At 49.0% G+C, this 25,091-nt stretch carries 22 protein-coding genes; 16 read left to right on the top strand and 6 right to left on the bottom strand.

What is annotated here, in order from left to right; translation table 11 throughout:
- Positions 1 to 54: 54 nt before the first annotated feature.
- Both ACQQ6X_RS25110 and ACQQ6X_RS25105 read left to right on the top strand, forming a co-directional pair.
- A complete protein-coding gene (locus ACQQ6X_RS25110; protein ID WP_305167478.1) occupies positions 55 to 1,500 on the top strand; it encodes an ATP-binding protein in 1,446 nt (481 codons plus the stop codon).
- Between the two features lie 38 nt (positions 1,501 to 1,538).
- Entirely contained in the window at positions 1,539 to 2,258 is a 720-nt protein-coding gene (locus ACQQ6X_RS25105) for an NAD(P)H-binding protein (protein ID WP_305167477.1), read from the top strand.
- 78 nt (positions 2,259 to 2,336) lie between these two features.
- On the opposite strand, the gene ACQQ6X_RS25100 is transcribed toward ACQQ6X_RS25105, so the two are convergent.
- Together ACQQ6X_RS25100 and ACQQ6X_RS25095 are read right to left on the bottom strand one after the other, a co-directional pair.
- Positions 2,337 to 3,599: a DUF4179 domain-containing protein gene (locus tag ACQQ6X_RS25100; RefSeq protein ID WP_305167476.1), complete on the bottom strand. Its 1,263-nt coding sequence runs from the start codon at positions 3,597 to 3,599 to the stop codon at positions 2,337 to 2,339.
- On the bottom strand, positions 3,596 to 4,123 hold the full coding sequence (locus ACQQ6X_RS25095) for a sigma-70 family RNA polymerase sigma factor (protein WP_305167475.1): 528 nt from the start codon (positions 4,121 to 4,123) through the stop codon (positions 3,596 to 3,598). Before ACQQ6X_RS25095 ends, ACQQ6X_RS25100 begins: the two co-directional genes overlap by 4 nt.
- Positions 4,124 to 4,408: 285 nt before the next feature.
- Between ACQQ6X_RS25095 and ACQQ6X_RS25090 the strand changes: the two genes are divergently transcribed.
- The gene (locus ACQQ6X_RS25090; protein WP_063211908.1) at positions 4,409 to 4,789 is read left to right on the top strand and encodes a RidA family protein; all 381 of its coding nucleotides are present in this window, start codon (positions 4,409 to 4,411) and stop codon (positions 4,787 to 4,789) included.
- Positions 4,790 to 5,032: 243 nt separating this feature from the next.
- Here ACQQ6X_RS25090 and ACQQ6X_RS25085 read toward each other — a convergent pair whose 3' ends face one another.
- Positions 5,033 to 5,788, bottom strand: coding sequence for a tryptophan-rich sensory protein (locus tag ACQQ6X_RS25085; RefSeq protein WP_305167474.1), 756 nt, complete (start codon positions 5,786 to 5,788; stop codon positions 5,033 to 5,035).
- 295 nt (positions 5,789 to 6,083) lie between these two features.
- Between ACQQ6X_RS25085 and ACQQ6X_RS25080 the strand changes: the two genes are divergently transcribed.
- The 3 genes from ACQQ6X_RS25080 to ACQQ6X_RS25070 all read left to right on the top strand — a co-directional run bounded on the left by ACQQ6X_RS25080 (position 6,084) and on the right by ACQQ6X_RS25070 (position 9,106).
- A complete protein-coding gene (locus ACQQ6X_RS25080) occupies positions 6,084 to 7,034 on the top strand; it encodes a bile acid:sodium symporter family protein (RefSeq protein WP_305167473.1) in 951 nt (316 codons plus the stop codon).
- A gap of 250 nt (positions 7,035 to 7,284) precedes the next feature.
- Positions 7,285 to 8,409: an NADH-dependent flavin oxidoreductase gene (locus ACQQ6X_RS25075; protein ID WP_305167472.1), complete on the top strand. Its 1,125-nt coding sequence runs from the start codon at positions 7,285 to 7,287 to the stop codon at positions 8,407 to 8,409.
- A 109-nt stretch (positions 8,410 to 8,518) separates the two neighbouring features.
- Entirely contained in the window at positions 8,519 to 9,106 is a 588-nt protein-coding gene (locus ACQQ6X_RS25070; protein ID WP_305167471.1) for a GNAT family N-acetyltransferase, read from the top strand.
- Here ACQQ6X_RS25070 and ACQQ6X_RS25065 read toward each other — a convergent pair.
- On the bottom strand, positions 9,036 to 10,688 hold the full coding sequence (locus ACQQ6X_RS25065) for a response regulator (protein WP_305167470.1): 1,653 nt from the start codon (positions 10,686 to 10,688) through the stop codon (positions 9,036 to 9,038). The genes ACQQ6X_RS25070 and ACQQ6X_RS25065 overlap by 71 nt on opposite strands.
- 7 nt (positions 10,689 to 10,695) lie before the next feature.
- The gene (locus tag ACQQ6X_RS25060; RefSeq protein WP_305167469.1) at positions 10,696 to 12,510 is read right to left on the bottom strand and encodes a sensor histidine kinase; all 1,815 of its coding nucleotides are present in this window, start codon (positions 12,508 to 12,510) and stop codon (positions 10,696 to 10,698) included.
- 207 nt (positions 12,511 to 12,717) lie between these two features.
- Here ACQQ6X_RS25060 and ACQQ6X_RS25055 point away from each other — a divergent pair, with 207 nt between their 5' ends.
- Genes ACQQ6X_RS25055 through ACQQ6X_RS25045 form a run of 3 tightly spaced genes read left to right on the top strand, consistent with a single transcriptional unit; the run spans position 12,718 to position 15,784 of the window.
- Positions 12,718 to 13,599, top strand: a complete 882-nt coding sequence (locus ACQQ6X_RS25055) for a carbohydrate ABC transporter permease (protein ID WP_142613566.1) — start codon at positions 12,718 to 12,720, stop codon at positions 13,597 to 13,599.
- Positions 13,600 to 14,436 (top strand): carbohydrate ABC transporter permease, encoded by an 837-nt coding sequence (locus ACQQ6X_RS25050; protein WP_142613567.1) that lies wholly within the window; start codon positions 13,600 to 13,602, stop codon positions 14,434 to 14,436.
- Between the two features lie 52 nt (positions 14,437 to 14,488).
- Positions 14,489 to 15,784 carry an ABC transporter substrate-binding protein gene (locus tag ACQQ6X_RS25045; RefSeq protein ID WP_305167468.1) on the top strand — a complete coding sequence of 432 codons (1,296 nt, stop codon included), beginning with the start codon at positions 14,489 to 14,491 and terminating at the stop codon, positions 15,782 to 15,784.
- A 177-nt stretch (positions 15,785 to 15,961) separates the two neighbouring features.
- On the opposite strand, the gene ACQQ6X_RS25040 is transcribed toward ACQQ6X_RS25045, so the two are convergent.
- On the bottom strand, positions 15,962 to 16,501 hold the full coding sequence (locus ACQQ6X_RS25040; protein ID WP_305167467.1) for a dihydrofolate reductase family protein: 540 nt from the start codon (positions 16,499 to 16,501) through the stop codon (positions 15,962 to 15,964).
- Positions 16,502 to 16,604: 103 nt separating this feature from the next.
- Here ACQQ6X_RS25040 and ACQQ6X_RS25035 point away from each other — a divergent pair, with 103 nt between their 5' ends.
- The 7 genes from ACQQ6X_RS25035 (at position 16,605) to ACQQ6X_RS25005 (ending at position 25,046) form a co-directional block, all read left to right on the top strand.
- Entirely contained in the window at positions 16,605 to 17,537 is a 933-nt protein-coding gene (locus ACQQ6X_RS25035) for a helix-turn-helix transcriptional regulator (RefSeq protein WP_305167466.1), read from the top strand.
- 178 nt (positions 17,538 to 17,715) lie between these two features.
- Positions 17,716 to 20,841 (top strand): DEAD/DEAH box helicase, encoded by a 3,126-nt coding sequence (locus ACQQ6X_RS25030; RefSeq protein WP_305167465.1) that lies wholly within the window; start codon positions 17,716 to 17,718, stop codon positions 20,839 to 20,841.
- Between the two features lie 20 nt (positions 20,842 to 20,861).
- Positions 20,862 to 21,587, top strand: a complete 726-nt coding sequence (locus ACQQ6X_RS25025) for a phosphoribosylglycinamide synthetase (protein WP_305167464.1) — start codon at positions 20,862 to 20,864, stop codon at positions 21,585 to 21,587.
- 151 nt (positions 21,588 to 21,738) lie between these two features.
- Positions 21,739 to 22,644 carry a M15 family metallopeptidase gene (locus ACQQ6X_RS25020; protein ID WP_305167463.1) on the top strand — a complete coding sequence of 302 codons (906 nt, stop codon included), beginning with the start codon at positions 21,739 to 21,741 and terminating at the stop codon, positions 22,642 to 22,644.
- A gap of 353 nt (positions 22,645 to 22,997) precedes the next feature.
- Entirely contained in the window at positions 22,998 to 23,291 is a 294-nt protein-coding gene (locus ACQQ6X_RS25015) for a hypothetical protein (RefSeq protein WP_305167462.1), read from the top strand.
- On the top strand, positions 23,291 to 23,626 hold the full coding sequence (locus ACQQ6X_RS25010) for a hypothetical protein (RefSeq protein ID WP_305167461.1): 336 nt from the start codon (positions 23,291 to 23,293) through the stop codon (positions 23,624 to 23,626). The genes ACQQ6X_RS25015 and ACQQ6X_RS25010 overlap by 1 nt, the downstream gene beginning before the upstream one ends.
- Before the next feature lie 7 nt (positions 23,627 to 23,633).
- Positions 23,634 to 25,046 carry a glutathionylspermidine synthase family protein gene (locus ACQQ6X_RS25005; protein WP_305167523.1) on the top strand — a complete coding sequence of 471 codons (1,413 nt, stop codon included), beginning with the start codon at positions 23,634 to 23,636 and terminating at the stop codon, positions 25,044 to 25,046.
- The last annotated feature ends 45 nt before the right edge of the window (positions 25,047 to 25,091 follow it).

The raw sequence follows: 25,091 nt of genomic DNA, 5'->3' as shown, positions 1-25,091 counted from the left end.
ATCGGCTAGCATAGGCCTGGCATCCAATTTCTCGCGCAATGGGAGTGTGAATCCATGCAATTTTCAATGATGTTTATAATGAATTTGGGGATGCTGATTGCCGTTGCCTATGTGGCGAACGTGATTTATAAATATGGCTTGAGTCGTACCTCTTCGCGGTTCAAATATGTTAGCTCGGTGCTGCTGGTGGTATTTGGCGGATGGGTCAGCTCTTGCTTTGGTTTTAATTTTAATGAAACGGTTATTTTTGATCTGCGTTTCGTACCGCTCATTATCGCAGCGCTGGTATACCCCCGTTCGTATACGCTTATTATTATTGGGGTTGCGATCGGTCTTACGAGATTTACCTTCGGACTGAATATGGCAGCGTGGGTCGGCTTTCTTAATATGAGCATTTTGGGTGTATTATGCGCCGGATTGAACTACTGGATGCGCCGCTCTACCTGGCGCCTGATTATTAAGGCATCCGTAACCATTTTAGCAGTTAATATTGTAAATACGTTAAATATTGCCTTCCTGGGCGTCATTCCCTTGCGCTATTATGTAGCGGAAGTCGTTCCTCTTACACTGCCTATCGGCGTTATCCTCAGCTTTTTATTTGCCCTGATATTACGTGATTTTCAGTTAGAACAGCAGCGAAACTTTCAGATTCAGCAGGCGAATGAGTTATTGTCAGAGCAGCGTGATCAGCTGCAGAAAGCAAAAGTTATTTTAGAGGAACGTGCCAAGCAGCTCATGATGGCTTCCCAGTATAAATCCGATTTTATGGCAACGATGTCACATGAATTGCGTACACCTCTTAACAGCATCATTAACCTGGCCCAGATTATCAACGAGCAGGGAAAAGAGCTGGATGAGGACGAGCTAGACCAGTATAGTGATCTAATCTATGCCTCGGGGCATGATTTGCTCCAGCTGATCAATGATATTCTGGATTTATCCAAGGTCGAGGCTGGACATATGGAAATCGTAAGTGAGCCAGTCAGTGTACGTGAGATTGCACAGGTAATGATGATGCATTTTGAAGTCACAGCGAAGGATAAAAACCTGGAATTCAGCTTGAACGTGCCTGAACATATACCGGATGAAATCCGATCCGATTCCAAACGAGTACAGCAAATTTTGCGCAATCTGTTGTCCAATGCCTTTAAATTTACACATGAAGGACGTGTACTGCTGGAAATCAGCACACAGCATCTGGATCAAAAGGGCCGGGAGGGAGATTGGGTTGTATTTGCTGTAAAAGATACAGGCATCGGCATATCCAAGCTTCAACAGCATGTTATTTTTGAGGCTTTCCAGCAGGCGAACGGTTCGATTAATCGTAAATATGGTGGAACTGGGCTGGGGTTGTCCATCAGTCGTGATTTTTCCCGCTTGTTGGGCGGGTTTATCCGTTTGGAGAGTGAGGAGGGCAAGGGAAGTACTTTTTCCTTGTACCTGCCTATGTGTCCGTCCAAAAGCAAGAAGGTGGACGAACAGCCGTTTAAATTAACCTGATCGCAATCATGGGAACAAGGAGCGTTAGGAGGTATATCATGGAACGTAAAGCGGTCGTTGTGGGTGGCACAGGGCTTGTCGGGGGGTATGTGGTACGGGAGCTGCTGGTGCAAAAAGAATACACCCGCGTCATGGTTGTGGGCAGGCGTCCACTAGACATTAAGCATCCCAAGCTGGAGCAGGCGCTAATCGACTGGGAACAACCACAGAAGTCGACCTTCGCCTTCGAAGGGGTGGATGATGTGTTTTGCTGCCTTGGGACAACGATGAAAAAGGCCGGCTCCAAGGAGCAGTTTCGACAGGTGGATTTGGACTACCCGGTTCTGACAGCCCGACTGGCCAAAGACGCAGGAGCAGTACAAATGCTTGCAATCTCCGCAATGGGCGCTGCCCCGGATTCACGCGTGTTTTATAACCGTACCAAGGGTGAGGCTGAAGAGGCGCTTGCTGCGATCGGATTGCCTGCACTGCACCTGTTCCGTCCATCGCTCATTTTGGGTGCGAGGCCTGAACGACGTTTTGGCGAAGCCGCAGCCACAGTTGTCATGAAGGCGCTAGACAGCCTCATGACGGGCAGGCTAGCTTCCTACCGCGCTATCCCCGCTTCGTTCATCGCACGAGCTATGGTACGAATTGCTCTCGCGCAGGCGAGCGGCGTACATATTTATCCGAATGACATCATTCGGGTTATCGGTGCGGAACTAACCTCCGATGATGAGGAACCTGGTACAGGAACACCCCCTGATGAGAATGTATAGAACCACAGTTAGGCTTAGAAAATGACAATAACGCCGCTGTTGCCCAATGATTTGGGCAGTAGCGGCGTTATTCGTGTTTTATGGTTGGTTTGTATTTTGTGGTACATCGATTGTAATCTCAAATTCAGGAAGGTATTGTCGGACCCATTCGCCTTTAGCGTCCAGAATAGCTCTTCCATCTGGAGTCATAAGAAGAATATATGGCTTGAAGGTGATTTTTTTTGGCGGGTCAGCAAAAGGAGTAAACAACATGACCATTTGCGCTGGTTGATTTTTGGAAATAGACCGGCCTGATCCTCCAAGTATTTCAAGTTCACGTCCCTGCTCGTCAATTATCGCATAACTGATAGGTTTCAATTCTTTCTTGGTGTAGTTTTTATGCGGTCCCTCTGTGGAAATATACTTGCGGTTTTCTGCATAGTCGCCGGGCATATCCTTAAGGTCCACAAGCATGGTGAAGGTGGTGAGGATTTTGGTCGTAACCGGTGTCATTTCCACCCGATCAACAGTAAATTTAAGATATTGATTCGCCTTGCTGATCTGGGGCTGGAGCACCTTGCTAGCCAGCTTCGTTTTGTAGACAGTCGTTTGCAATGCAAATGGCTCCGCTACTCCTTTTAGCTTGGCGTACACTTTCAGATCAAATTGCTTCGGCAAGGCAGGCAGCCCGCCGGCAGGGTCGCGCATATAGGAAATGAGCATAGAATTGCTATCTTTTCCGGGCCCCCACTCAAATGAGTTAAATGGACCATTTTCACTAAGAATGGATTTTCCGTTAATGAATAGATCGAGTTTTTCAATGATGTCTTCAGGTTTTTTTCCGTCGGGGGTTACTTTCGTAAACAAGGGCAGTACTTTTTGTCCGCCATCCTGTTTTTCAAGTGCTACGACCAGCCGGGTACCGTCAAAAATAATTTGGGATACGTTCAACGTAATGCCGTCATGGGTAACGCTGAGATTCGTGGAGGTTGCCAGTCCTTTCCGATCAGCGGTTTGCAGGCCGAAATCTCCAGCGAGCTTGAATACGCTGTCGACAAGGGGGACCTGTTTCAATGACTCCGCCATTGTAGGCGAAACAAAGGCGCTGCCGATGATTACAAAGCCAATGACAGCTGCAGAAGCAGCGGTAATTGCAGTTCCCCGTAGAAATCTTTTAACAGATCGAGGGGAGGATGGACGGTTGGGCAGGCCCGCTTCCGATTCTATTTGTGTATAAAATGCGTCTAGGCGTTGTCTCACCAAATCAGGGATGACTACCATTTCTGCTTCCAAGTGTTCCTTTTCCGATTGTAATTTCTCATCCAGCTTTTGTGCCTGTCTCTCAAACTCTGAAGGGTTCATTGAAAGGTCACCTTCCTTTCTCCATGATTTTGTAGCAGGTTCATTAATGTTCTGCGAGCACGGTGCAAGCGTGTTTTGACGGCACCCTCTGATAGTTCCAGTACCTCTGATATTTCTCTAATCGGCATATCGCGCAAATAGTGCAGGGAAATTACGGTTCGCATGGATTCCTCCAGGTGGTCGATGGCCTCGCGCAGTTCGATTTTTTCATATCCGCCCAAGGTAGAGGGTTCCTTTATAAATTCCGCGACGGGTACAACCCGTTTTTGCTTGCGGATAATGAGATGGCATTCATTAATAAGGATACGAAGAAGCCATGTTTTAAAATAGCGAGGTTCACGCAGTTCACTCAGAGACTTGTATGCTTTGAGCATCGCTTCTTGCATTGCGTCCGCGCAATCCTCATTGCTGCGAAGAATCGAACGCGCCATGCCATACATATCGGATTCCATATGTTTCATCAAGGCGACGAACGCTTTGCGGTCCCCGTTCCTTGCTTGGTGCAAAATTGTTTCGAGATTCAAAGGATGGTGCTCCTTTCCCGTCCATACTAGCTATGATTATTGTACTTGTACCTGTATGTGAATTGTAGAATCTATGGTGTGGTAGGTTACAGGAATTAGAAGGTTACAGGAATTAGATGATATATAGGCGCTAAAGGTTACAGCAAAAATAAAAAAGTGTAGCACCATCGCAACAGGTTGTTTTCAAAGAAACCCGAGATGTCAAACTGTCACGCGGAATAGTGGCTTTGGACTTCACATGCTATAATACGGTAAACCAGTATCAGGAAGGAGAATCCACCCCATATGAAAAAAACAATTGCTACTGAAAAAGCACCCGGTGCGATCGGGCCCTATAGCCAAGCGGTAGAGGCAGGCGGGTTTATTTACACCTCAGGACAGCTTGGGCTGAATCCGGCAACAGGTGAGTTCGGCAAGGATGTACAGGAGCAGGCTCGCCTGTCCTTGAGTAATGTACAAGCCATTCTGGAAGCGGCGGGCAGCAGCATGAACCAGGTTGTGAAAGCGACTGTATTCCTGAAGGACATGAACGACTTTGTCAGCGTCAATGAGGTGTACAGTTCTTTCTTTGAGCAACCGTATCCAGCGCGCAGTGCGGTGGAAGTAGCTCGACTGCCTAAGGATGCACTGGTAGAGATTGAAGTCATTGCATTGAAGGGTGAATAGTCTGCAAGGTTTGTTCATAAAATCATAAGTTTGCATGACAACTGGATGCCCCTACGATAGAGGCATCCGGTTGCTCCAAGTTTTAGTGCGTGCTGTTCGTCTGAATGCAAAGTGGAGGTGGAGATGATTAATAAAAATAGTCTATGCCTGAATATATTTAATAAAAAACGACAAGCGAGCTTGGGCTAAATGATTCAGACCTAAGCTCGCTTGTTCTTGCTAGGAGTTTAGTATTCGTTTGTTTTAATCCCGGTCTCGATTACGAGCGAAGAATAGCCATAGCGCGTATACCAGGATGATTGCCGACAAGATCCAAGCAGCCAGTCGTACCTTTTCATGGTTTGGATGCTCGATGGCGATGGCGACATAGGCCCATACAAATACAAGTGGATAGATGCTGTCACGGTAAGGAAAGCTGACCAAGATGGCCAAAGCGGTACCAATGAGCAGGATGATGATCGCCCATACCGTATCGCTGAGACCCCAGCCACTCCATTCATTTTTTTTCAGTGCTACTGCGATGTTGATGAGAGTAGCAACGGATACCCAGCCGAGGTTCAGGCTGAACGGCAGCTTGACGAACCACATTTCTCCGCGAGTTGGCTGAGGCATACGGGTACGTATATATATGATGAACAGGGAGAGCAAGTATAGAATAATGACGATCACGCACAGCTCTATGTATACATACTGCCATAGGAAAATCCAGACGATGTTGAAGAGACAACTCAAAATAAAGAAAATGCCAATAGATTGAACGCTTGTCTTAGCTTGCCCTGTAGTTGTAGCTTGGTACACGACAAAGCAGGCGAGCAGCACGTAGATGAGCGACCAGATGGAAAAAGCGTAACCTGCCGGTGTAATTAAGGTAGGGTACATGTGGGATACAGCAGCAGTGCTTCTTCCGCCGATGGGAAGTGTAGAAGCCAAAATATTAACGAGAACAACAGCGATAAATGCGATAATATTCCACCATTTATACGGATGGCTTCGTGACATAGGAATAACTCCTCCTCAACGAATGATGTCCAAAAATGACCGACTGGTCACTATCTTCTACTATGAATATACCCACTTTGTTTTCAAATATGTCCGAACGGGAAAAAGTTTCTTGAACCCCATATAATCATAAAAAGTTGTATGTATATGCATTCATATGTAGTACAATGATAAAAATTTTAAGTACTATATAAGCTGATGAAAAATTCACATAAGGTGCCAATTGGCAGACGAAAGATGCTTCTCATATGAATTTTCTCGAATTCGGCTTATATAGAAGTAAGGAGATAGATAAATGAATGGTCTTGAGAGAGTAGGGAAATTTGTAGGTGGAACCTTTTCCATCTGGGTACTTTTGTTTGCATGTTTGGGATTTTTCTTTCCTACGGCGTTTACAGGGTTGAAAGGATACATACAGCTATTTCTGGGCATTGTCATGTTCGGAATGGGACTAACTTTATCTGCTGATGATTTTCGTGAAGTATTCCGGCGTCCAGTGGATGTGGCTATAGGGGTGGTCGGGCACTATCTGATCATGCCGTTTCTCGCTTTTGTATTGGCATTAGTATTGCAGCTTCCGCCCGATATTGCGGTGGGTGTCATTTTGGTGGGCTGCTGCCCGAGTGGAACTGCATCCAACGTAATGACGCTCTTATCCAAAGGCGATGTGGCGCTTGGGGTATCGATTGCCTCCGTGTCGACGCTGATTGCTCCACTGGCGACTCCGGCGATGATTAGTCTGCTTGCCGGGCGCTGGATGAATATTGATGCGAAGTCGCTGATCATGGATATTCTCATCGTGGTTATAGTCCCTATTGTGCTGGGTGTAATCGTCAAATCGCTATTCCGCAAACAGGCAGAAGCGAGTGTCAAGGCACTGCCGCTCATTTCAACATTGGCAATTGTACTCATCGTGGCTATTGTGGTTGCAGGCAGCAAAGGTAAAATTTTGGAGACAGGCCCGATTATTTTTGCTGTGGTTATTTTGCATAACGGTATCGGCTTTCTGCTCGGATATTGGTTTGCCAAGCTGTTTGGCATGAATCTTTCCAAACGTAAAGCCGTTACATTGGAGACGGGAATGCAGAATTCCGGGCTGGGCGCTGCGTTGGCAGCCGCTCATTTTAATCCGATTGCTGCTGTACCAAGTGCGATTTTTAGCGTGTGGCATAATATTTCCGGCTCGTTGCTGGCGACCTGGTTTTCCCGCCGGGAGGAGAAAGATAGCATGGCCGGAAGCAAATAAACGAGGGCCAATGATTTGTGACAAGGGGTTAAAGTTCAGGTTTTTCGGAAAGTTTAAGGGAGATCAGAAAGGATAGGTTTGACTTTACAGGGGCGGATCATTATACTGTGGTTATTACAACCACTGTATTTAAGTAAGCAACGGGAGATAGGCTTTGTCATGGAAGGAAAATGACGTCAAATTCGTATTTGCTTCATGCTCAACAGCCCTATATAAACTGATCTGACTTAAACTGAAGGAGAGAGACCGAATGAACCCGAAATATAATCCTTTATTTGAAGCATTTACTCTGCCATCCGGTGTTACATTGAAGAACCGTATTACGATGGCCCCTATGACTAACTTTGCCTCCCACGGAAATGGCGAAGTCAGTGACGAGGAACTGGCGTACTACCGTGAACGCTCTGGGGGTGTAGGCGCGGTTATTACCGCTTGTGTGTATGTAACTCCAGATGGCAAAGGATTTGTTAACGAGTTTGGTGCGGACAAGGATGAAATGATTCCTAGCCTGCGTCGTCTGGCCGATACGATTCATCAGGAGGGCGCGAAAGCGATCCTGCAAATCTATCATGGTGGACGTCTGTGTCCACCGGATCAGATTCCAGACGGACAACCGATTAGTGCAAGCGCAGTGGCTGAGGAAAAAGAAGGCGCACCTGTGCCGCGTGAAATGACATCTGACGATATCCACCGCGTTATCCGCGCCTATGGCGAAGCAACTCGCCGCGCGATTGAAGCAGGCTATGATGGTGTGGAACTTCACGGAGCGAACGGCTACCTGGTGCAGCAGTTCTTTTCCCCACATTCCAACATTCGTACTGATGAATGGGGAGGAAGCCTTGAGAAACGCTTGACCTTTCCGCTGGCGATTGTTCACGAAGTGAAGAAAGTAATCGCGGAGCATGCGAAGCGTCCATTCATTTTCGGATACCGTTTGTCTCCTGAGGAAGGGCATACGCCAGGCATCACACTGGATGATACGATGGTGCTTGTAGACCGTCTGGCAGATGAAGGGCTGGATTACCTGCACATTTCCGTAAATCATTTCTTCGGCGGTTCGTTCCGTGACCGCAGTGACGAACGGTCACGTACGGTTCTCATCCACGAGAAGGTAGGGAATCGTGTGCCAGTCATGGGGGTTGGTTCGCTGAATACTCCGGATGAGGCGCTCGCAGCACTGGAGACAGGTGTACCGCTTGTTTCACTGGGACGTCCGCTGTTGATGGAGCCGCAATGGGTTCAGAAGGTGCAAAACGGCACTGAAGATACTATTCGCACGACATTGTCCAAGCAAGCCCAACAGGAGCTGGTCATTCCTGACTATTTGTGGGGTGCACTGACGACCATCCCTGGCTGGATGCCGGTTACGGACTAAATTTTGAATAATAATACCCTAGGCTGTGTTCATGCGCCTAGGGTATTTTCTTGTCTCATGACCGTGATTTACAATTATATAGGAATAACATAGAGAGAAGGTAATGATAATGTTCTATGAAACTAATGGTGTGATTTCGGTGAAGTCCACCCATCCGGGGTTACAGATTCGATTGTTGCAAGTAAGTGATGCTGAACGTTTATTGGAGATCAGACGTGAAAATTTTGATTTCTTCAAGCCGTACGAGCCAGAACGACCTGAAATTTACTTTACGCTAGAAGAACAGGCGCGCCTGATTTCCAACGGTTTAGAAGCGGCACAAGCCGGACAGGGATATACGTTTGGACTTTTTTTGGTGGAAAATAATAAGCTGATTGGCAGAATGGAGCTGTCTGGTATTGCTAGAGGTCCCTTCCAAAATGCCAATCTGGGCTACCTCGTAGATCCTGCATATCATGGACAAGGCTATGCTACCTCCGCAGTGAAGGATATTGTACACTATGCCTTGAATGAGTTGGAATTACACCGTATTCAAGCTGGAGTCATGCCAAGAAATAAGCCCTCCCATCGCGTGATGGAAAAGGCGGGATTTCGCCGCGAAGGGCTGGCTCTCAACTATTTAAAGATTAATGGTGTGTGGGAAGATCATGTATTATATGCGATGACGGCTGAGGATTTGCAGAATGGCGTCTTCTGAATTCGCCAGGCGTGACTCCCTCAAGCTTTTTGAACACCTTGCCAAAGTATTTCTCGTCCTGATAACCGACCATACCGGCAATATGATGAAGCCGCAGCTTGTCATTCAGCAGTAACAGCTTTGCCTTGCTCATCCGGATCTGGCACAAATAATCGGATAGATTAACCCCGTACTCCTGCTTGAATTTACGAGAGATATATTCTCGGCTAAGGTAAAAGCGGCTTGCTATATCCTGTAGAGAAATGTCCTCGTCATAGTGAGCATCCAGATAGCGAGCAATATCACGGATCGTCGGATTGTTTGGGTTATGGCTTGGTGTGAGTGCCTGACCGGCTGCCAGCAATCGATTTTCGATCTGTTTTTTCCATAAAGGTGGGGAAAGCAAACCACGGCTATCGACCGGCAAAGCAGGAATGGTGCTCGGCTCATCTGTCAGTTCCTCGCCTTCGGTATCTCCAGGTCTGTCATTCAGCCAGCGAGCCAGCATCCAATCCAGCTCTTGATTCCAGCCGGCTAGCTGCTCTGCTGTAACCGAAGGCAGTACGGCTACAGCTTGCATCCAGCTGCCTACCGCCATAGATACGCGACTGGCATTACAGCTGAGTGCGCTAAGCCGGAGTTCCTCTTCCATTTCAGACAACTGGGGAAGACGAACGGTCTGCCGGGCCGGAGAACTTTCGTGCATCCAGTCGGTGTTCTGCAACATATCCCGTTTCCAGAGCGCTTGCCGTGCTTCTTGGTAGGCTGTAGCTGCCCCTGCAGGAAAGGTTTCGAAAGAACCAACTCCAATGTGCATGTAGCAACGCAGTGCCGTTCTGATCCCTGCGTGAATGTCCTGCAAAAGCGCTGGCCAACGAGCCGGCTCGCCCCAATACAGCAGGATAATTTCGTCCGTACGCTCCAGATGACGGAATGCAACTCCGGTCTGAGAGGTGCCCAGAAATTCGTTACAGATGTTAATGAGGGAAAAGCCTAAGAGCGCGCGGCGCGTTTTGTATTTATCCAGGATATCGGCGTCCAGCTGAGTGGTACTCATCACTGCCGCATTGCAGACCTGGATAGCCGGCGGGAGACGCAGCTCCTCACGTAAAGGCGTGATGGAGAGCGATGTACCGGAAATAAGCTCGGTCAGGAGTTTATCAGCATAGTGCGGTCTCATTCGATTGACCTCCATAGCCTGCATGGCCTGCCTGTTCCGGTCTTGTTCCGCTTTCCGCCAAGCTTGAGTAGCTTTACTGAGCGCCTCATTAATCTCTACTGGATCTACGGGCTTAAGAATATAGTCCATGCCTCCTCGGCGAATGGCCTGCCGAACCAACTCAAAATCATCATATCCGCTGACCACCACGACTCTGGTGGCTGGAGAATTCGCTTGAATCCACTCCATCAAGGCTACTCCATCCTTGCCAGGCATTCGCATATCGGTGAGTACCACGGGTGGGGAAAGTGCGGTAATGACCTCAATCGCCTGATCGCCCGATTCAGCCTCAATCACCTCGGTCACTCCGTAAGCCTCCCAATGTACAAGCATCCGAATGGCGTGACGTACATGCTTTTCATCATCCACAATCAGGACTTTCATTGATAGATCACTCTCCCTTAATATGAATTTCTGTAAGAGGTTTAGTGCGAATTTCAAGTGTAAAACGAACGCCATGAGGCAGAATATTATCTACACACAAGGTATTAGAACCATCCTCCGAGTGAAGTTGGATACGTAATAGAACATTACGAAGACCGATAGAGTTCTGTTCGCTGGTGTCTGATTCTTCATGGGCTTTCAGCGGACGTTTCAGCATTTGCTGAAGCTGCTCCAACTCGGTTTGTGGAATCGATGCGCCGTTATTTTCCACTTCTATCTTCACAATGCCTTCCCGGATACGGCTGCCTGTAATGCGAATCTTACCAGGCCCCAGCCGGGGATCGGCACCGTGTTTAAAGTAGTTTTCCACCAATGGCTGGAGAATCATCTTAGGCACCCGCTCATTCAGAATTTCATCATCCCACTGATAGGTTACTTCTAATTGCTCACCGAAGCGTTCCTTTTGCAAATCAAGATATTGTTTTACATGCTCGGCTTCTTCCTTGAGTGTAACAACCGTATGATCTCGCATGTTATAGCGCAGCATTTTGGCAAGGGAGGAGAGCAGAGAATAAATGCGCGGCACCTCATGCTGTAGAGCCAGTGTTCCAATAGACTGTAGCGTATTATATAAAAAATGAGGATTAATCTGTGCTTGAAGCGCTTTCAATTGGTTTGTCTTGTTAGCCAGTTCGAGCTTGTATTCCTGCAAAATGAGGTTATTGATGGTATCCATCATCTGTCTGAAACGACGCGACAGCACTCCAATCTCATCGTTGCCCATGGCTCGGATGTCTACATCTAACTGACCGGACTGAATCTGGGTAATGTAGCGAGTCAGCCGCTTAATAGGTTCTGTAATTTTTATCGAAATCCATAACGTGGCGACAATAACGAGCAGCAATGCTGTGCCTGTAATGACCACATTGATCTGGGTCAGTTGGGTGGCCCGCAAATAAAGCGTCTGATGAGGGATTTTCTTGACGAGCGTCCAGCCTGACAGGTTGGCATCCAGTTTGCCATATACGTGCAGGGCTGTGTCATCCTCAATTACACCGTGCCCGCCTTCTTTAGAAATTCGATTGAATAGGTCAGATTCCTCCCAGTGTGTTCCAATGGTTGATTCTTTTCCGCTATATATGATCGTCCCGTTCCGATCGATTAAAAATAACTCCTCTGTATCCGCATCATACAATTGACGGCAAATACTGCGCAGCGGCTCCAGATCCACATCTATAGCCAGTACCCCAAGCGTCTCTGAAGAAGGAATGTTTCGAATCGCCCGGTGGAGTGTAAATACCCGCCGTTTAGTATCGTGCTCCGCATAGGAAACCGCTGAAAAGCCGTACAAATGCTTTATGTGCGAGGGTTGAATGAACAGCCCAGAAGGACCGTAATGAATAGAGCCGGTGAAGGGAGCCAGCCTGAACTCCCGCAGAGGGACCGTGCTGGTAATCAGCGTAGATTGCCCGGCCTCGAATGAATGCAAATACACCTGGTCAATGCCTGAGGAAGCATTCATCATCGTTTGCAGCGTGGTGTAAATCTCGGCAACGGCCCGATAATCATCCGGAATTTTAGCCAGGTTGCGCAGAAAATGAGGGTCATTATACACCCCGATCGATGTGCGATTTAACCCCTGTAAATAGTTATCCAGATTCGTAATTCCCTGAAAAATAAGCCGTTCATTTTCCTGGGTGGCCTGCTCCCGCAAGGATTGCTTGGTAAGAATGAAGGTCATGGTCATTGAAAGCAGCAGCGGAAGAGTGACTGCAATGAGTAGAAACCAGATTAGGCGAGAACGAATGCTATGAAATTTCATGCAGATAGCTCCTTTCAGAATTCAAGGCAAGCTGGAGGTCAATATTTTCCCCCCTAATGGTTCACGATCTTGCGTGTTCTCCAGAGCGCTAATTCGACATAATGAACATGTGAATTGCATATCCATATGGCTTCAGCGTCCACACTGCTTGCAAGGATGCCGTAGGGGAGCGTTCCAGACACCACAGACAACAGAGGGGGGATCGGTTTGAATCGCGCCAAGTCGTCGCAATGGCTCCAGCAATGGATTTTTGTAGGGCCATCGACGTTATTTTTCGTTATCATTATTGTAATCCCTTTCATGCTAGGAATGTACTATTCTTTTACAGAGTGGAACGGGGTAGCCAATCAGGCCAAGTGGGTTGGGCTGGATAATTTCAGTCACATCTTATTTAACGATGACAAATTCGGGACAGCGTTCTGGTTTACCGTCCGTTTTACGGTGATTGGAGTGGTAGCTGCCAATATTTTTGGTTTTCTGCTGGCGTATTTTCTAACCAAGCCGCTAAAAACAAAAAATGTACTTCGAACTATTTTTTTCATGCCTAATGTGATCGGAGGTCTGTTGCTCGGATTTATCTGGCAGTTTATTTTCGTCAAGGGATTTGCTGCGATCGGAGAGAGCACGGGGTTGTCCTTCTTCAACCTGCCCTGGCTGGGAGATGAGATTACGGCCTTCTGGGGCATTGTGATCGTGTTTATCTGGCAAACAGCAGGATATTTAATGGTGATTTATATCTCTTCCCTAACCAATGTGCCCCGGGATATGCTGGAGGCAGCCGAGATTGACGGAGCGAGCCGAATGCAAATCCTGCGGTCGATTATATTGCCTTTGATCATGCCCGCCATTACGGTATGTCTCTTCCTGGCGATATCGTGGTCGTTTAAAATGTTCGATCTCAATTTGTCCTTGACCAAAGGCGGTCCCTTTGGTTCTACAGAGTCAGTGGCGCTCAATATATACAATGAGGCGTTTGTCAATAATCGTTATGGACTAGGGACGGCTAAAGCACTTATTTTCTTTATCATTGTTGCTCTTGTTACGAGCCTTCAGGTACGCCTGACGAAAAGCCGGGAGGTGGAATCGTAAATGGAAACAAGCAATCGCTACCGCATTGGAACATGGGCGACCGAATTGGTGATGATTCTCGTAGCATTGTTATTCCTTGTCCCGTTTTACTTTTTGTTCGTGAATTCGGTCAAAAGCTTTGGTGACCTGCTGACCGATTCTGCAGCCTGGCCACAAGCTTTTGTATGGAGCAACTATGCTAGAGCTTGGAGCATCACACGTTTTCCTGAAGCGCTGTGGAACTCACTCGTGGTTACGGTGGTTAGCAATCTGCTGCTCGTACTGATTAGCTCAATGGCTGCCTACCGAATGGTTCGGCGTCCAACACGCTACAATCGGGTGCTGTTCAGCCTGTTCGTGGCTGCGATGGTCATTCCTTTCCAATCGGTGATGATTCCTTTGGTTAAGGTTGTAAGCACGCTGGATTTAATGAACAGTATTAGTGGTCTTGTGATCTGTTATCTGGGATTCGGGGCTCCTATGTCCATCTTTCTCTTTCACGGATTCGTCAAGGGTGTGCCAGTTGAGGTGGAAGAAGCAGCTACAGTGGATGGCTGCACGCCTTACGGGGTGTTTTTCCGGATTGTCTATCCGTTGATGCTGCCTATGATGGTAACGGTTATTATTTTGAATACACTCTGGATCTGGAATGACTATCTACTGCCTTCTCTGGTGCTGCAAAAGGCTGAATTGCGCACCATTCCGATTGCAACCTATGCCTTTTTCGGACAATATACGAAGCAGTGGGATTTGGCTTTACCTGCTCTGGTACTCGGCATCTTGCCAGTGATCGCATTCTTTCTGGCCATGCAAAAATATATTATACAAGGGATTATGGCCGGTTCGGTCAAAGGTTGAGTGTTCAGTTGAATGTGGTGCTTTGAAACCTAGAATAGAAAGGAACATCAAAATGAAAACGCATACTTTTAAAAAGAAAGCCCAAGCACTAATTTTGCTTTTTGCAGCCTTTGCTCTGGTTTTGGCGGGGTGTAACAGCAGTGGTGGACAAAAAGCAAGCAATGAGGAAGTAAAGGAAAAAACCATTCACATTTTTCAGTTCAAGGTAGAGATTGCAGAAGCGCTAAATCGCATGAAAGGAGAATATGAAGCGACTCACCCGGGAATCAAGCTCGACATTCAGACTGTAGGCGGAGGCAGTGACTATGGGGCGGCGTTGAAGGCCAAGTTTGCCTCTGGCGAACAGCCGGATATTTTTAATGTCGGCGGTTATCGTGAGCTGGATACGTGGCTGGAATATTTGGAAGACCTGTCCGATCAGCCTTGGGTCGGTGATGTGGTCGATGTCGCTAAAGAACCGATGACCAAGGATGGCAAGCTATATGGTCAGCCGATGAACCTGGAGGGGTACGGCTTTATTTACAACAAGGACTTGTTCAAAAAGGCTGGAATCACCGAGCCTCCTAAAACGCTGTCTGAGCTGGAGGCCGCTGCACAAAAGCTGCAAGCCGCAGGGATCACACCTTTTTCCAATGGATACCAGGAGTTTTGGGTGCTGGGCAATCATTTGCTGAACGTGGCATTTGCTAATCAGCCAGATCCGTCAGGCTTCGTTAAGGGACTGAATGATGGAACAGCCAAAATTCCGGGCAATGCTGTATTCGCTGAGTGGATTAAGCTGCTCGATCTGACGCTCAAGTATGGCAATGCGAAGCCGCTCACGACCGATTACAATACGCAGGTAACGAATTTTGCCACTGGCAAGGCTGCCATGATGCAGCAAGGGAACTGGACTCAGGTCCAAATTGACGGAATTAATCCGAAGTTGAATTTGGGTATTTTGCCTATGCCGATTGGTGAAGACCCAGCAGCGGGAGATAAGCTGTTTGTAGGGGTAGCCAATAACTGGGTGGTTAATAAAAATTCGTCTGTCAAAGCCGAGGCGAAAGAGTTCTTAAACTGGATGGTGACATCCGAGCAAGGGAAAAAGTACATCACCAAGGAATTCAAGTTTATTCCAGCGTTCAAGAGCATCAAAGGCGACGAGGCTGATATGGGGCAATTGGGTGCCGAAGTCGTGAAATACAGCCAAGAAAATAAACTGCTGGGCTGGTTCTTCAGCCGCTATCCTGAAGGAGCACAGCAGGAATTCGGAAGTGAGATGCAGGCCTATGTGGCAGGTAAATCGGATGCCGGGAAGCTGTTCGAGGATTTCCAAAGAACATGGGATAATTTGAAGACCAAATAATTCAATGAAATAAACAGAAGAGCCTTCGCATGCCAGGGAGATACATGGTCCTGAGCATGCGAAGGCTCTTCTACCTATCGTGCCACAGCGCAGACGGAGGGTGCTTCCTATCGCCACCGCTACGCTTGTACAGCACCATTCCGCCTACCTGTTTTTATGTTCATTTTTTCGTGTGGCCTATACATTATAATGAAGTAGAACAATATCCCCGCGGCGTTCTATTTCCTGGAGTTCAAATGTACTTGGTGGCGTTCCTTCTGGAAATAAGGGGATTCCTTGTCCAAGCACTTTGGGAATAATCGCAATGATCGCCTTTTCTAGCAGTCCAGCCTGCATGAAAGCCTGAACTAGCTGGCCTCCACCTACTAACCATACCAAACCCTCGGATTGTTTTTGTAGACGTGGAACCAGTTCAGACAGAGCTTCGTCCGTAAATGTAACATGGGGTGCCTGCTGTTGCTCCGTCATTGACCGGGTGAGTACATAACACGGCTTTCCGGCATAAGGAAAGTCAGCCGAAAGCTTTAATACTTCTTCATACGTCAGCCTGCCCATCAGTACCGTGCCTACAGTGTCGTAAAAGTCGGCATATCCATTGTCGCCACCATCCCCTTTGACATCAAACAGCCAGTCCACCGAACCATCCGGCAATGCGATATACCCGTCGAGACTCATGGCGATATACAACACCACTTCATTAGATTTCAATTCCTTCATTGGTTCATCACTCCTTTCTATCTCTATGTTACAATCTATTTATGACATACTTTGTCGTAGTTAAATCATTGTTTAAACTTTATTTTTATTAGAGGAGCATCCTATGAACGAACGCAGAATTGCTCTTATGAGGATACTGGATTCCCGAAAAAAATATACGGCGCGTGAGTTGGCCGAACGTTTTGGCGTTTCCATCAGAACGATACAAAGAGATCTCGATTATCTGCAGCAAACCGGGTTACCCCTGTATACCGAAACCGGACCTCATGGCGGCTATCGGGCACTTCCCAATCGGCTCCTTCCTCCCCTTCATCTTGCGCGCGACGAAGCTCTGGGCCTTTTTCTCATGCTGCAACTGCTGGAAAATATACCGGATATCCCTTTTGGATCGGTTCGTAGACATTTGTCCGAGCATTATTATGCCGAGCTTCCTCAGGATGTACAGGGCAATATTAACCAGCTAAAGGATTACATTTCTTTTCGCATGATGCCCACTCACGCAGACTCCCCCCACACTTCGCTCATTTTGGAGGCTGCGCTGAATAAGCGCAGGGTGAACATGCACTACCGCTCCGCTTCCGGGGCAAAGTGGACCCAGGTATATCCGATTGGGCTTTATTTTGATCACGGCTATTGGTATATGCCAGCGCATAGCAGAGACCGCATCATTCTGTACCGTTCAGATCGGGTGATTACCATAACGGTGCTAGATGAAACCCTGGATAGCCTTCCTACCCTTCAAGAGTGGTTGGCTTCAGAAGATTCCCGTGTTGGGATCCCGTCGAAAATAAGATTTACCGCCTTGGGTGCCAGGCTGGCCGAATCAGATGCCCTCTTCCACAATGTCTCCCATCAAGAAGGGCGGGGACAGGAATGGCAGGGATATATTCCTGTTGAAGAGTTTAGATATGTATCCAGACTTTTGCTAAAATACGGGCCTGAGGCCGAGGTCGTATATCCGAAAGAACTGCGTACACTGGTCAGGAAATTGCTGCAAGACAGTCTGAGTCCTTATTTGGAGGATGACGAAGAATAAGAGGGAGTGCCCATCGCATTCCCATTCATTACGGCTCCTCTTTTTATAGTTAATCACATGAATATTTAAGGTTATTAGCATATGACTTTCCAATTATTTTTGTGATAAAGTTTTGAAAAGAGCCCGTTTTCGTATATGATGAAGAGTAATAATTCAAAAGGCTGGACGGGAGACAGATATGAATCAACCGCTTTATGGAATATGGCTCGGTGATGTGTTTTTTTGCTTTTCTGGTGAGACGTCGGAACCACGTATTGATGCGTGGAGCAGTGTGATCCGCAGGCTGACGCTAAAGGGAGACCTTCGGCCGTTTCGGCAGGCTGCGTTGCGTCTTGCCGAGGTGCGGATACCTAACAATGCTCGCGTGGAAACCGCAGGCAGAGGCGGCAAGAGACGCTCCATGCTGGGGCGTACGCTGGAGGGTCTGGCACTGGAACCTCGCGAGACGATGGCCCTGCTGACCCGCATGGACGAGAAGGGCTGTGCGGCATCGGGCATTACGCTCGGCGAGGAAATGCAATATTGGCAAAAGGCTGCCTATTTTGCGCTGGAACTGATGCAGCGGGGCGAAATTGCGCCATCGCTTACAGAGGCGCGTCCGTCCGGACCGCGCCGACGCGGTCCAGATGCGGCGGTAGGAGTATGGGTTCCTCGGCTTCGCGAAGAGGAGGACATCCGCCGCTTTCATGAGCTGGCAGCTGCAATGCCAGCTGTTTGTATGGCAGCTCCGGCCGTTTTTGCGGGCAAGGAGCCAGAAACACGTGAGGATGCAGCTGGAATGGTGCTGTATTCCTTCTTGTGTGCGGTCGTCCATGCCGAAACAACCGCAGTGCTGGCAGCGTCAGATCGTGAGTTGGGACGATATCGGGCAGAGTATCGGCGCGGAGGATCGCCACTGGCGGAGCTGTGGTGGAACAGTCTGTTGACAGGCTCGCGCCAGGTTGCGATACAGGGAACGCCCGCTGAGATGGAGGAGCTGGTTCTTCAAGCTTCCTCTCTTAAGGGGAGCACGATGCCTATCACGGAACGGGAAGCCAGGGAGCCCATTGAAGGGCAATTGCGTCTGTGCCTTCGTTTGGAGCCTTCTCTGGAAGAGAGCATCCAGGAATGGCGCATTACCTTTTGGGCAGAAAGCGATGCTGAACCGGGGTTGCGACTGCCTGCTCTGGCACTCTGGGCGTACCCTGAACGTGATCTGATTCGCGGTGAAATTGTATACCGTCAAGTACAGGCACAACTGCTGACGAGGCTCGGACAGGCGGCTGAAGCGGCACCTATCATGCAGGAAGCATTGAATCGCCCTTATCCCGAGGGGCTGACCCTGGAGCCGGAGATGTTCTTCCGCTTCCTGACGGAAGCCGTGCCTGCGTTACAAAAGAACGGTATCACTGTGCAGATGCCTTCACGCTGGAGCCGGGAGGGGCGAAGACGTGCAGGCTTGCGACTTAAAATGCGCTCGACAGAGCAGGGGGCCAAGCCAGATGGTGTGATTGCCGATACATCGTCCGTTGGCATTAACCGCATGATTTCGTTTGATGCCGAGGCTGTGCTGGGGGATACGACCCTGACGATGGAGGAACTGGAAAGCATTGTGGCTGCCAATTTGCCATATGTACGTCTCGGAGGCGAATGGATCGAGGTAGATCCCAAGGAAATTCGCCAGGTGCTGCGTTTTATCAAGCGCGGAGAAAACGGCGAAATGAGCTTGTCTGAATGGATGCATCTGGCTGCGGAAAATGAAAGTGCAGGCGAGGCCTCGTGGAAGGGCCTGTCCATCTTTGGCGCGGAATCCGCCGGATTGCTCGCGTCTTTGGCTGAGGGCGGAGTGCTCCGTTCCGTAGAACCGCGGCCTGTGCCGGAAACGCTGCATGGTGCGCTACGGCCCTATCAGGAGCGCGGTTTTCAATGGCTGGCTGCGATGCGAGGATTGGGCTTTGGTGTCTGTCTTGCGGACGACATGGGTCTGGGTAAGACGATTCAGGTTATTACCTGCCTGCTCGATGGCGGCATCGGCGCAGATGATCAGCGTCCGGCGTTAATTATCTGTCCGACGTCCCTGCTTGGCAACTGGCAGCGGGAGTTGAAGCGCTTTTCGCCGGATTTATCGCTGTATATTCACCATGGTAACCAGCGACTTCACGGCGAGCTGTTTCAGGAAAGTGTACGAGAGTATGATATCGTCCTCACCACCTATCATTTGGCGGGCCGGGATGGCAGTGATTTGTCTGCGGTCCACTGGTCTTCCATCGTGTTGGATGAGGCGCAATATATAAAAAATGCACGCACAAAGCAGGCACAAAGCGTCATGAAGCTGTCTGCACCACATCGGATTGCCATGACGGGGACGCCGGTAGAGAATCGGTTAAGCGAACTGTGGTCTATTTTTCAGTTTCTGAATCCAGGGTATCTCGGTACGGCATCTTCATTCCGCCAGCGGTACAGTCTGGCAGGAGAGGAGCGGGGGTCTGCGTTGCGCGAGCTTCATCGCCTCGTCTCCCCGTTCATGCTGCGGCGGCTCAAAAGCGACCCGGATATCCGCAAGGATTTGCCGGAGAAGCTTGAGTTGAAGTCCTATTGTGTACTGACACCAGAGCAGGCCGGATTATACCGTGGCGTGGTGGACCAATTGTTGGGCACACTTGACGGGCAGGTCGGTATGGCCCGCAAAGGGCTTGTTCTGTCTTCACTCACCAAGTTAAAGCAAATCTGTGACCATCCGGGGTTGATCATTCCGGGCCGTGCTGACAGCAGTAAAGCTGAAAATTCAGGTAAAATGGAGCGACTGCTGGAGTTGGTCGAAACCATTCGCGAGAACGGCGAATCGGCGCTGATTTTCACCCAATATGTGTCGATGGGAGAATTGTTAGTATCCCGTTTGGCTAAGATTTTGGGAGAGGAGCCGTATTTCCTGCATGGAGGGTTGGCGAAAACCAGACGGGACGAAATTGTCCACAATTTCCAGCAGGGAAAAGGACCGAATATATTCGTACTTTCCTTGCGTGCAGGTGGCGTGGGTTTAAACCTGACGCGTGCCAGCCATGTCATTCACTATGACCGCTGGTGGAATCCTGCGGTCGAAAATCAGGCGACAGACCGGGTGTTCCGTATCGGTCAAAGCCGCAATGTACAAGTGCACAAGCTGATTTGCCAAGGGACACTGGAGGAGCGGATCGACGAGCTGATTGAGAGCAAAAAGACGCTCTCTGAGCAGGTTGTCGGCTCCGGGGAACATTGGCTCACCGAAATGTCTGATGATGAACTGCGTGGTCTGATTGCGTTGCAAAATGACGTATGGATCGAGTGAGCAGAGAAAGGATGAAGGCGATGACGAGACCGCAAGTGAAGCTGAAAGTAACTGACGGTCGATGGATCGTGGAATTAGACGGCAACGGACTGGTAGACGAATCGACGGGTGTACCTTTCGCACATAACGTCCAATGGACTGGCCCAGTGCCTGTACTAAGTCTGCAGCAGCGAGAGGCATGGCTGGAGCAGCTAAAAGCGGAGCCCTTGGACATCTACCGTTTCCTGCAAGGGAAAACCTGTCTGTCGCTCGATGAGATTGTTCAGCTAGCAGCTGAGGCAGCCATTTCCGTCAGCGAGAATGGTATAGGTGCAGTCGAAGATGTAAAGAAAGCTCTGCAGGCCGGGCTGGAAAACGAGCCACAACACTGTCCAGCGTTGATCGGAATGACGCAGGAAGAACTGCTGGAGTATGTGTTTAGTGCTTGGGCTGGAGAGTTATCCCATATACAGAGGACATCCCCCGCGCTTGAGTCTACTTCACGCGCGGAGGGCGGACGCAGCGGATCGGCAGCAATTAGCGAATGGATTGCAGAATCCGCAGTGGAAGGAGCATTGCATCGTCCCGGAGCAGGCTTTCATGCCATTGAGATTCGTCTGCCGCAAAAACTTGCTTCCAAGAAGGAAACCGATATTACGTCCTTGCTGCCGGGATTACCTCGTGCCGAAGAAGCATTGAAACTCATACGTGAACGGGTAGCCGAACGAGCTCGGGCTGCAATTCCGCAAAAACGTCATAATCCGTAATAATTCGGGTATATGCTTTCTTTTTCGAGTCTGTTCACCTTCATTGGATAGGATAACAGCTTCGAAGAGTGTCCAAAGTTCAGTTACAATGGGGGAACGGAAAAGTCACTGCAAGTCATGTATCAATTGCAATATTGGAGGAGATACCCGCATGAAACGACATATACAACAGACGCGCACATCTCAGCGATGGACCAAAGCGCTCATTCCGGGGCTAATCTTGCCGGGATTATTGCTGGCAGCTTGCCAGCAGGGAGGATCAGGTGGCCAGGAAAGTGAGCCATTAAAGTCATCCACAGCAGTACAGGAGAATGTACAGTCTGCCACCCAGACGGATGCGGAAAATGGCAGCACTAGCGCTGGACAAGCCTCTGCGGGTACAGCAAGCGGACAGGCTGACCCTGTGATGGCGCTACGAAGTCAAAGTGCACTACAAGCCACAGTTAAGGAAGAGGATGGAACGGCGGTTGTCACCAATGCGACTTCCGATACAGTCGTTGTAAACAAAAAGCGCAGCTTACCTGTGGGCTATGTCCCTGATGATCTGGTAGAGCCGCAGGTGCCTTTTTCCTTCGAGGGGCCGCATGAGAAGCGGCATTTGCGTAAGGAAGCGGCAGAGGCACTGGAGAAGCTGTTCGACGGTGCGAAAAAGGATGGCATTGAGCTGCGTGCGGTATCGGGATACCGATCCTATAAGCGTCAGGTGTCTATTTTCAACAACAATGTAAAGACAAAGGGTCAGGAATATGCCTCTAAAGTCAGCGCCGTACCGGGTACGAGTGAGCATCAGACAGGATTGTCCATTGACGTATCCAGCCCCAGCGTAGGCAATGAGCTGGAGCAATCTTTTGGAGCTTCCAAAGAAGGCAAATGGCTGGAAGAACATGCACCGGAATACGGATTTATTATTCGTTATATGAAGGGTAAAGAAAATGTGACCGGCTATGTGTACGAGCCTTGGCATATCCGTTATGTGGGAGTAGACATTGCAGAGGATGTAGCCAAGCAGGGGCTGACACTGGAGGAATATTTCGACGAAAACAATATTAAACTGTAGCTGCTACAATCAAGCCGTAATCCTGGGGATTGCGGCTTTTTTGTCGTATTTTTCTTCCAAATTGAACCTTTCCAAGGTAGAATCGCGTATAGTGAACGACGACAGATGCTTGGATTTATAGCAAACCTCATGACAGGAGCGTACAGGAAGGGAAGGGAATCATCATTTATTATTCATTAACGTATTGCGAATGGTCAGAAGACACTCAAGAGGAACTGCGCAGCCTGACACGGGAATCCGTATCGGGAGATGAGCTGTTCCTGCGCAAGCTTGTAGACGCTACGCGTCTCCATGACAAACTATGGGCGCATATCTCGAATGAAAGTGAAGAGCATACGGATCATTCCATCTATGTGACCGAATTTACAGGGGAACGTGCACAGCCTTACGGTGCATCGATCACGGATCTCGTGCTGGCTAGTGAGAGAGGCTACACATCCACATTCAGTACATTGTACTGGGTATGGGATGAGCCTGCGTTCCGCAGTATGGATCAGCGGGAAGGCTCAGTATTTACCTTGGAGCTGGCCCAACGACTATTGGATCACTATACGGTGTTGGGTGGCAAAACATACGAGTTCATCTATTCGGTACTGGACCCTCAGTTGAAAAAGGTGCATTTGTTTGTGAAGGAGGTCGATCTATAATGGAGCATTCTTGGGAAACCATGAAATCCAAGCCCGGATCTCGTGCACGGATGGCGGCCTTTGCCCTAATGCTGGCTGTCCCGGCCGCTCTGACGGGTTGCGGTGACGACGAGTATTATGACTGCGACGAGCTCCCTGTATCGGAGCAAACGGCCTGTCGGGATTCAGGCAGCAGCGGGTATTATTATGGCGGATCGACCTATTATAATGGAGGCTCCTCATATCATAGCAGTCGTTCTTCCAGTTCTTATCGCAAAAGCTCGTCTTCATCTTCCAGCTCACACAGTGGTTTTGGCAGCAGCGGCTCACGCAGCGGTTTTTTTTCTGGAGGTTAAGATGAGCATGCGTACGATTCGGCAATTACCTTATGAACATGACGAGCTTTTTAAGGATGAAATCAGCCGTATGATTCCGTATCATCGCATGTACGGCAAGTCCTATTGCGTACCTGCCTTAACGGTATATCGGGACAGCGAGCTGGCAGAGCTTCAGGCTGCTTCCGAGGCGGTACATCGTATTTATCGCAAGGTCCAGCAATTCATCCAGCGCTATATGCCAGATGAATATCTGGTGGAGCGATTGGGGATTCATCCAGGCTTGCTGCGTGCTGCACGGATGACGGCCGCGCCGGATGGCATAACCCGTCAGGACTGGATTGTGGGGGAAGCGGGGATCAAATGCATTGAGAATAACACCGATACTCCAACCGGAATTCCCGAGGTGGCTTATCTCGAAGGAAAGCTGCTGGAAGCGCTGCGTAGTGAGGGAATGTCAGAGGCTGACATGAATCTGCATGGCCCTTCCTCTGGAATGGATGAGGCGATTCAGTCTGCCTTGACGGAGCTCATTCATTTTTATAGCCGTAAGGGGTTAGGGACAAAGGTGTATTTCACTTGCTATGATTGGCATGTCGAGGATCAGACAAATACCAAATATATTATGCGATTATGTGAACAAGCCGGGTTTGAAGTGGTTTATGCGCCATTGGAAGAACTGGAAATCATCCCGAATGAAGGATTGTATCACCAGGAAGAGCAGATTCACATCCTCTATCGCCTGTATCCGCTGGAATATCTGATTGAAGATCGGGAGGAGGACACAGGGCTTGAGGTAGGGCAGGCGCTAATGGATATGGTGGCAGACGGGAAAATAGGACTAATTAATCCGCCGCAGCATATCATTACCCAGAGCAAAGGGTTCACCGCAACCGTATGGTCGCTGTACGAGCGCAATGAGCAGACACCGGCGTTCTGTGGTTTTCGTTTGTTTGACGACCGGGAGCTGGAGGTCATACGAACCTACCTGCTACCTACATATTTTGAACCATCTGTGTTTATGCAAAATAGAGAGCCTTATGTGGCCAAAGGCATATGGGGCCGAGAGGGTAAAGGGACGCACTTGATCGAACACCCTGAATCCGACGAGAGACTGGAATGCGTTTTGGGAGTGGCCCAAAATGCGAAGGCTGACCAGCCTGATCTGCTGCATCAAGCTGATGCTCCACTGACGCCTGAACAGGAGGAAGCTGCACATATTGCCGTTTATTACGAGGGACAGCCCAAGATTTATCAGCGGCTGTGGCCTATGCAGAGTGCAGAGGTACAGACTGAGGAAGGGTTATTTCACGGCTATGTGCTGACAGGCATATTCGTGATCGGAGGGCGCTTTGCGGGAGTCCTGCCGCGAATCGGCGAGAAGGTAACAGGTGATATGGCCTACTATTGCGCGGCCGCCGTTACCAACGAAACCTTCTAATCCGCCACTGTATAAGTTGAATTGCAAAATGTACAACATTCCGAA

It is taken from the genome of Paenibacillus ottowii (assembly GCF_050516475.1).
GTDB classification, from domain to species: Bacteria; Bacillota; Bacilli; order Paenibacillales; family Paenibacillaceae; genus Paenibacillus; species Paenibacillus ottowii.
Note: the sequence above shows the minus strand (reverse complement) of the source record. Positions and strands in the feature narration are given on the sequence as shown.

Excerpts from the sequence above, each read along its gene's own strand:
- ACQQ6X_RS25010 (WP_305167461.1), top strand. The coding sequence starts at position 23,291 with ATGGAGCATTCTTGGGAAACCATGAAATCCAAGCCCGGATCTCGTGCA.
- ACQQ6X_RS25020 (WP_305167463.1), top strand. The coding sequence starts at position 21,739 with ATGAAACGACATATACAACAGACGCGCACATCTCAGCGATGGACCAAA.
- ACQQ6X_RS25040 (WP_305167467.1), bottom strand. The coding sequence starts at position 16,501 with ATGAAGGAATTGAAATCTAATGAAGTGGTGTTGTATATCGCCATGAGT.
- ACQQ6X_RS25100 (WP_305167476.1), bottom strand. The coding sequence starts at position 3,599 with ATGAACCCTTCAGAGTTTGAGAGACAGGCACAAAAGCTGGATGAGAAA.
- ACQQ6X_RS25080 (WP_305167473.1), top strand. The coding sequence starts at position 6,084 with ATGAATGGTCTTGAGAGAGTAGGGAAATTTGTAGGTGGAACCTTTTCC.
- ACQQ6X_RS25075 (WP_305167472.1), top strand. The coding sequence starts at position 7,285 with ATGAACCCGAAATATAATCCTTTATTTGAAGCATTTACTCTGCCATCC.
- ACQQ6X_RS25025 (WP_305167464.1), top strand. The coding sequence starts at position 20,862 with ATGACGAGACCGCAAGTGAAGCTGAAAGTAACTGACGGTCGATGGATC.
- ACQQ6X_RS25030 (WP_305167465.1), top strand. The coding sequence starts at position 17,716 with ATGAATCAACCGCTTTATGGAATATGGCTCGGTGATGTGTTTTTTTGC.
- ACQQ6X_RS25050 (WP_142613567.1), top strand. The coding sequence starts at position 13,600 with ATGGAAACAAGCAATCGCTACCGCATTGGAACATGGGCGACCGAATTG.
- ACQQ6X_RS25105 (WP_305167477.1), top strand. The coding sequence starts at position 1,539 with ATGGAACGTAAAGCGGTCGTTGTGGGTGGCACAGGGCTTGTCGGGGGG.
- ACQQ6X_RS25005 (WP_305167523.1), top strand. The coding sequence starts at position 23,634 with ATGCGTACGATTCGGCAATTACCTTATGAACATGACGAGCTTTTTAAG.
- ACQQ6X_RS25045 (WP_305167468.1), top strand. The coding sequence starts at position 14,489 with ATGAAAACGCATACTTTTAAAAAGAAAGCCCAAGCACTAATTTTGCTT.
- ACQQ6X_RS25070 (WP_305167471.1), top strand. The coding sequence starts at position 8,519 with ATGTTCTATGAAACTAATGGTGTGATTTCGGTGAAGTCCACCCATCCG.
- ACQQ6X_RS25065 (WP_305167470.1), bottom strand. The coding sequence starts at position 10,688 with ATGAAAGTCCTGATTGTGGATGATGAAAAGCATGTACGTCACGCCATT.
- ACQQ6X_RS25090 (WP_063211908.1), top strand. The coding sequence starts at position 4,409 with ATGAAAAAAACAATTGCTACTGAAAAAGCACCCGGTGCGATCGGGCCC.
- ACQQ6X_RS25035 (WP_305167466.1), top strand. The coding sequence starts at position 16,605 with ATGAACGAACGCAGAATTGCTCTTATGAGGATACTGGATTCCCGAAAA.
- ACQQ6X_RS25085 (WP_305167474.1), bottom strand. The coding sequence starts at position 5,788 with ATGTCACGAAGCCATCCGTATAAATGGTGGAATATTATCGCATTTATC.
- ACQQ6X_RS25110 (WP_305167478.1), top strand. The coding sequence starts at position 55 with ATGCAATTTTCAATGATGTTTATAATGAATTTGGGGATGCTGATTGCC.
- ACQQ6X_RS25060 (WP_305167469.1), bottom strand. The coding sequence starts at position 12,510 with ATGAAATTTCATAGCATTCGTTCTCGCCTAATCTGGTTTCTACTCATT.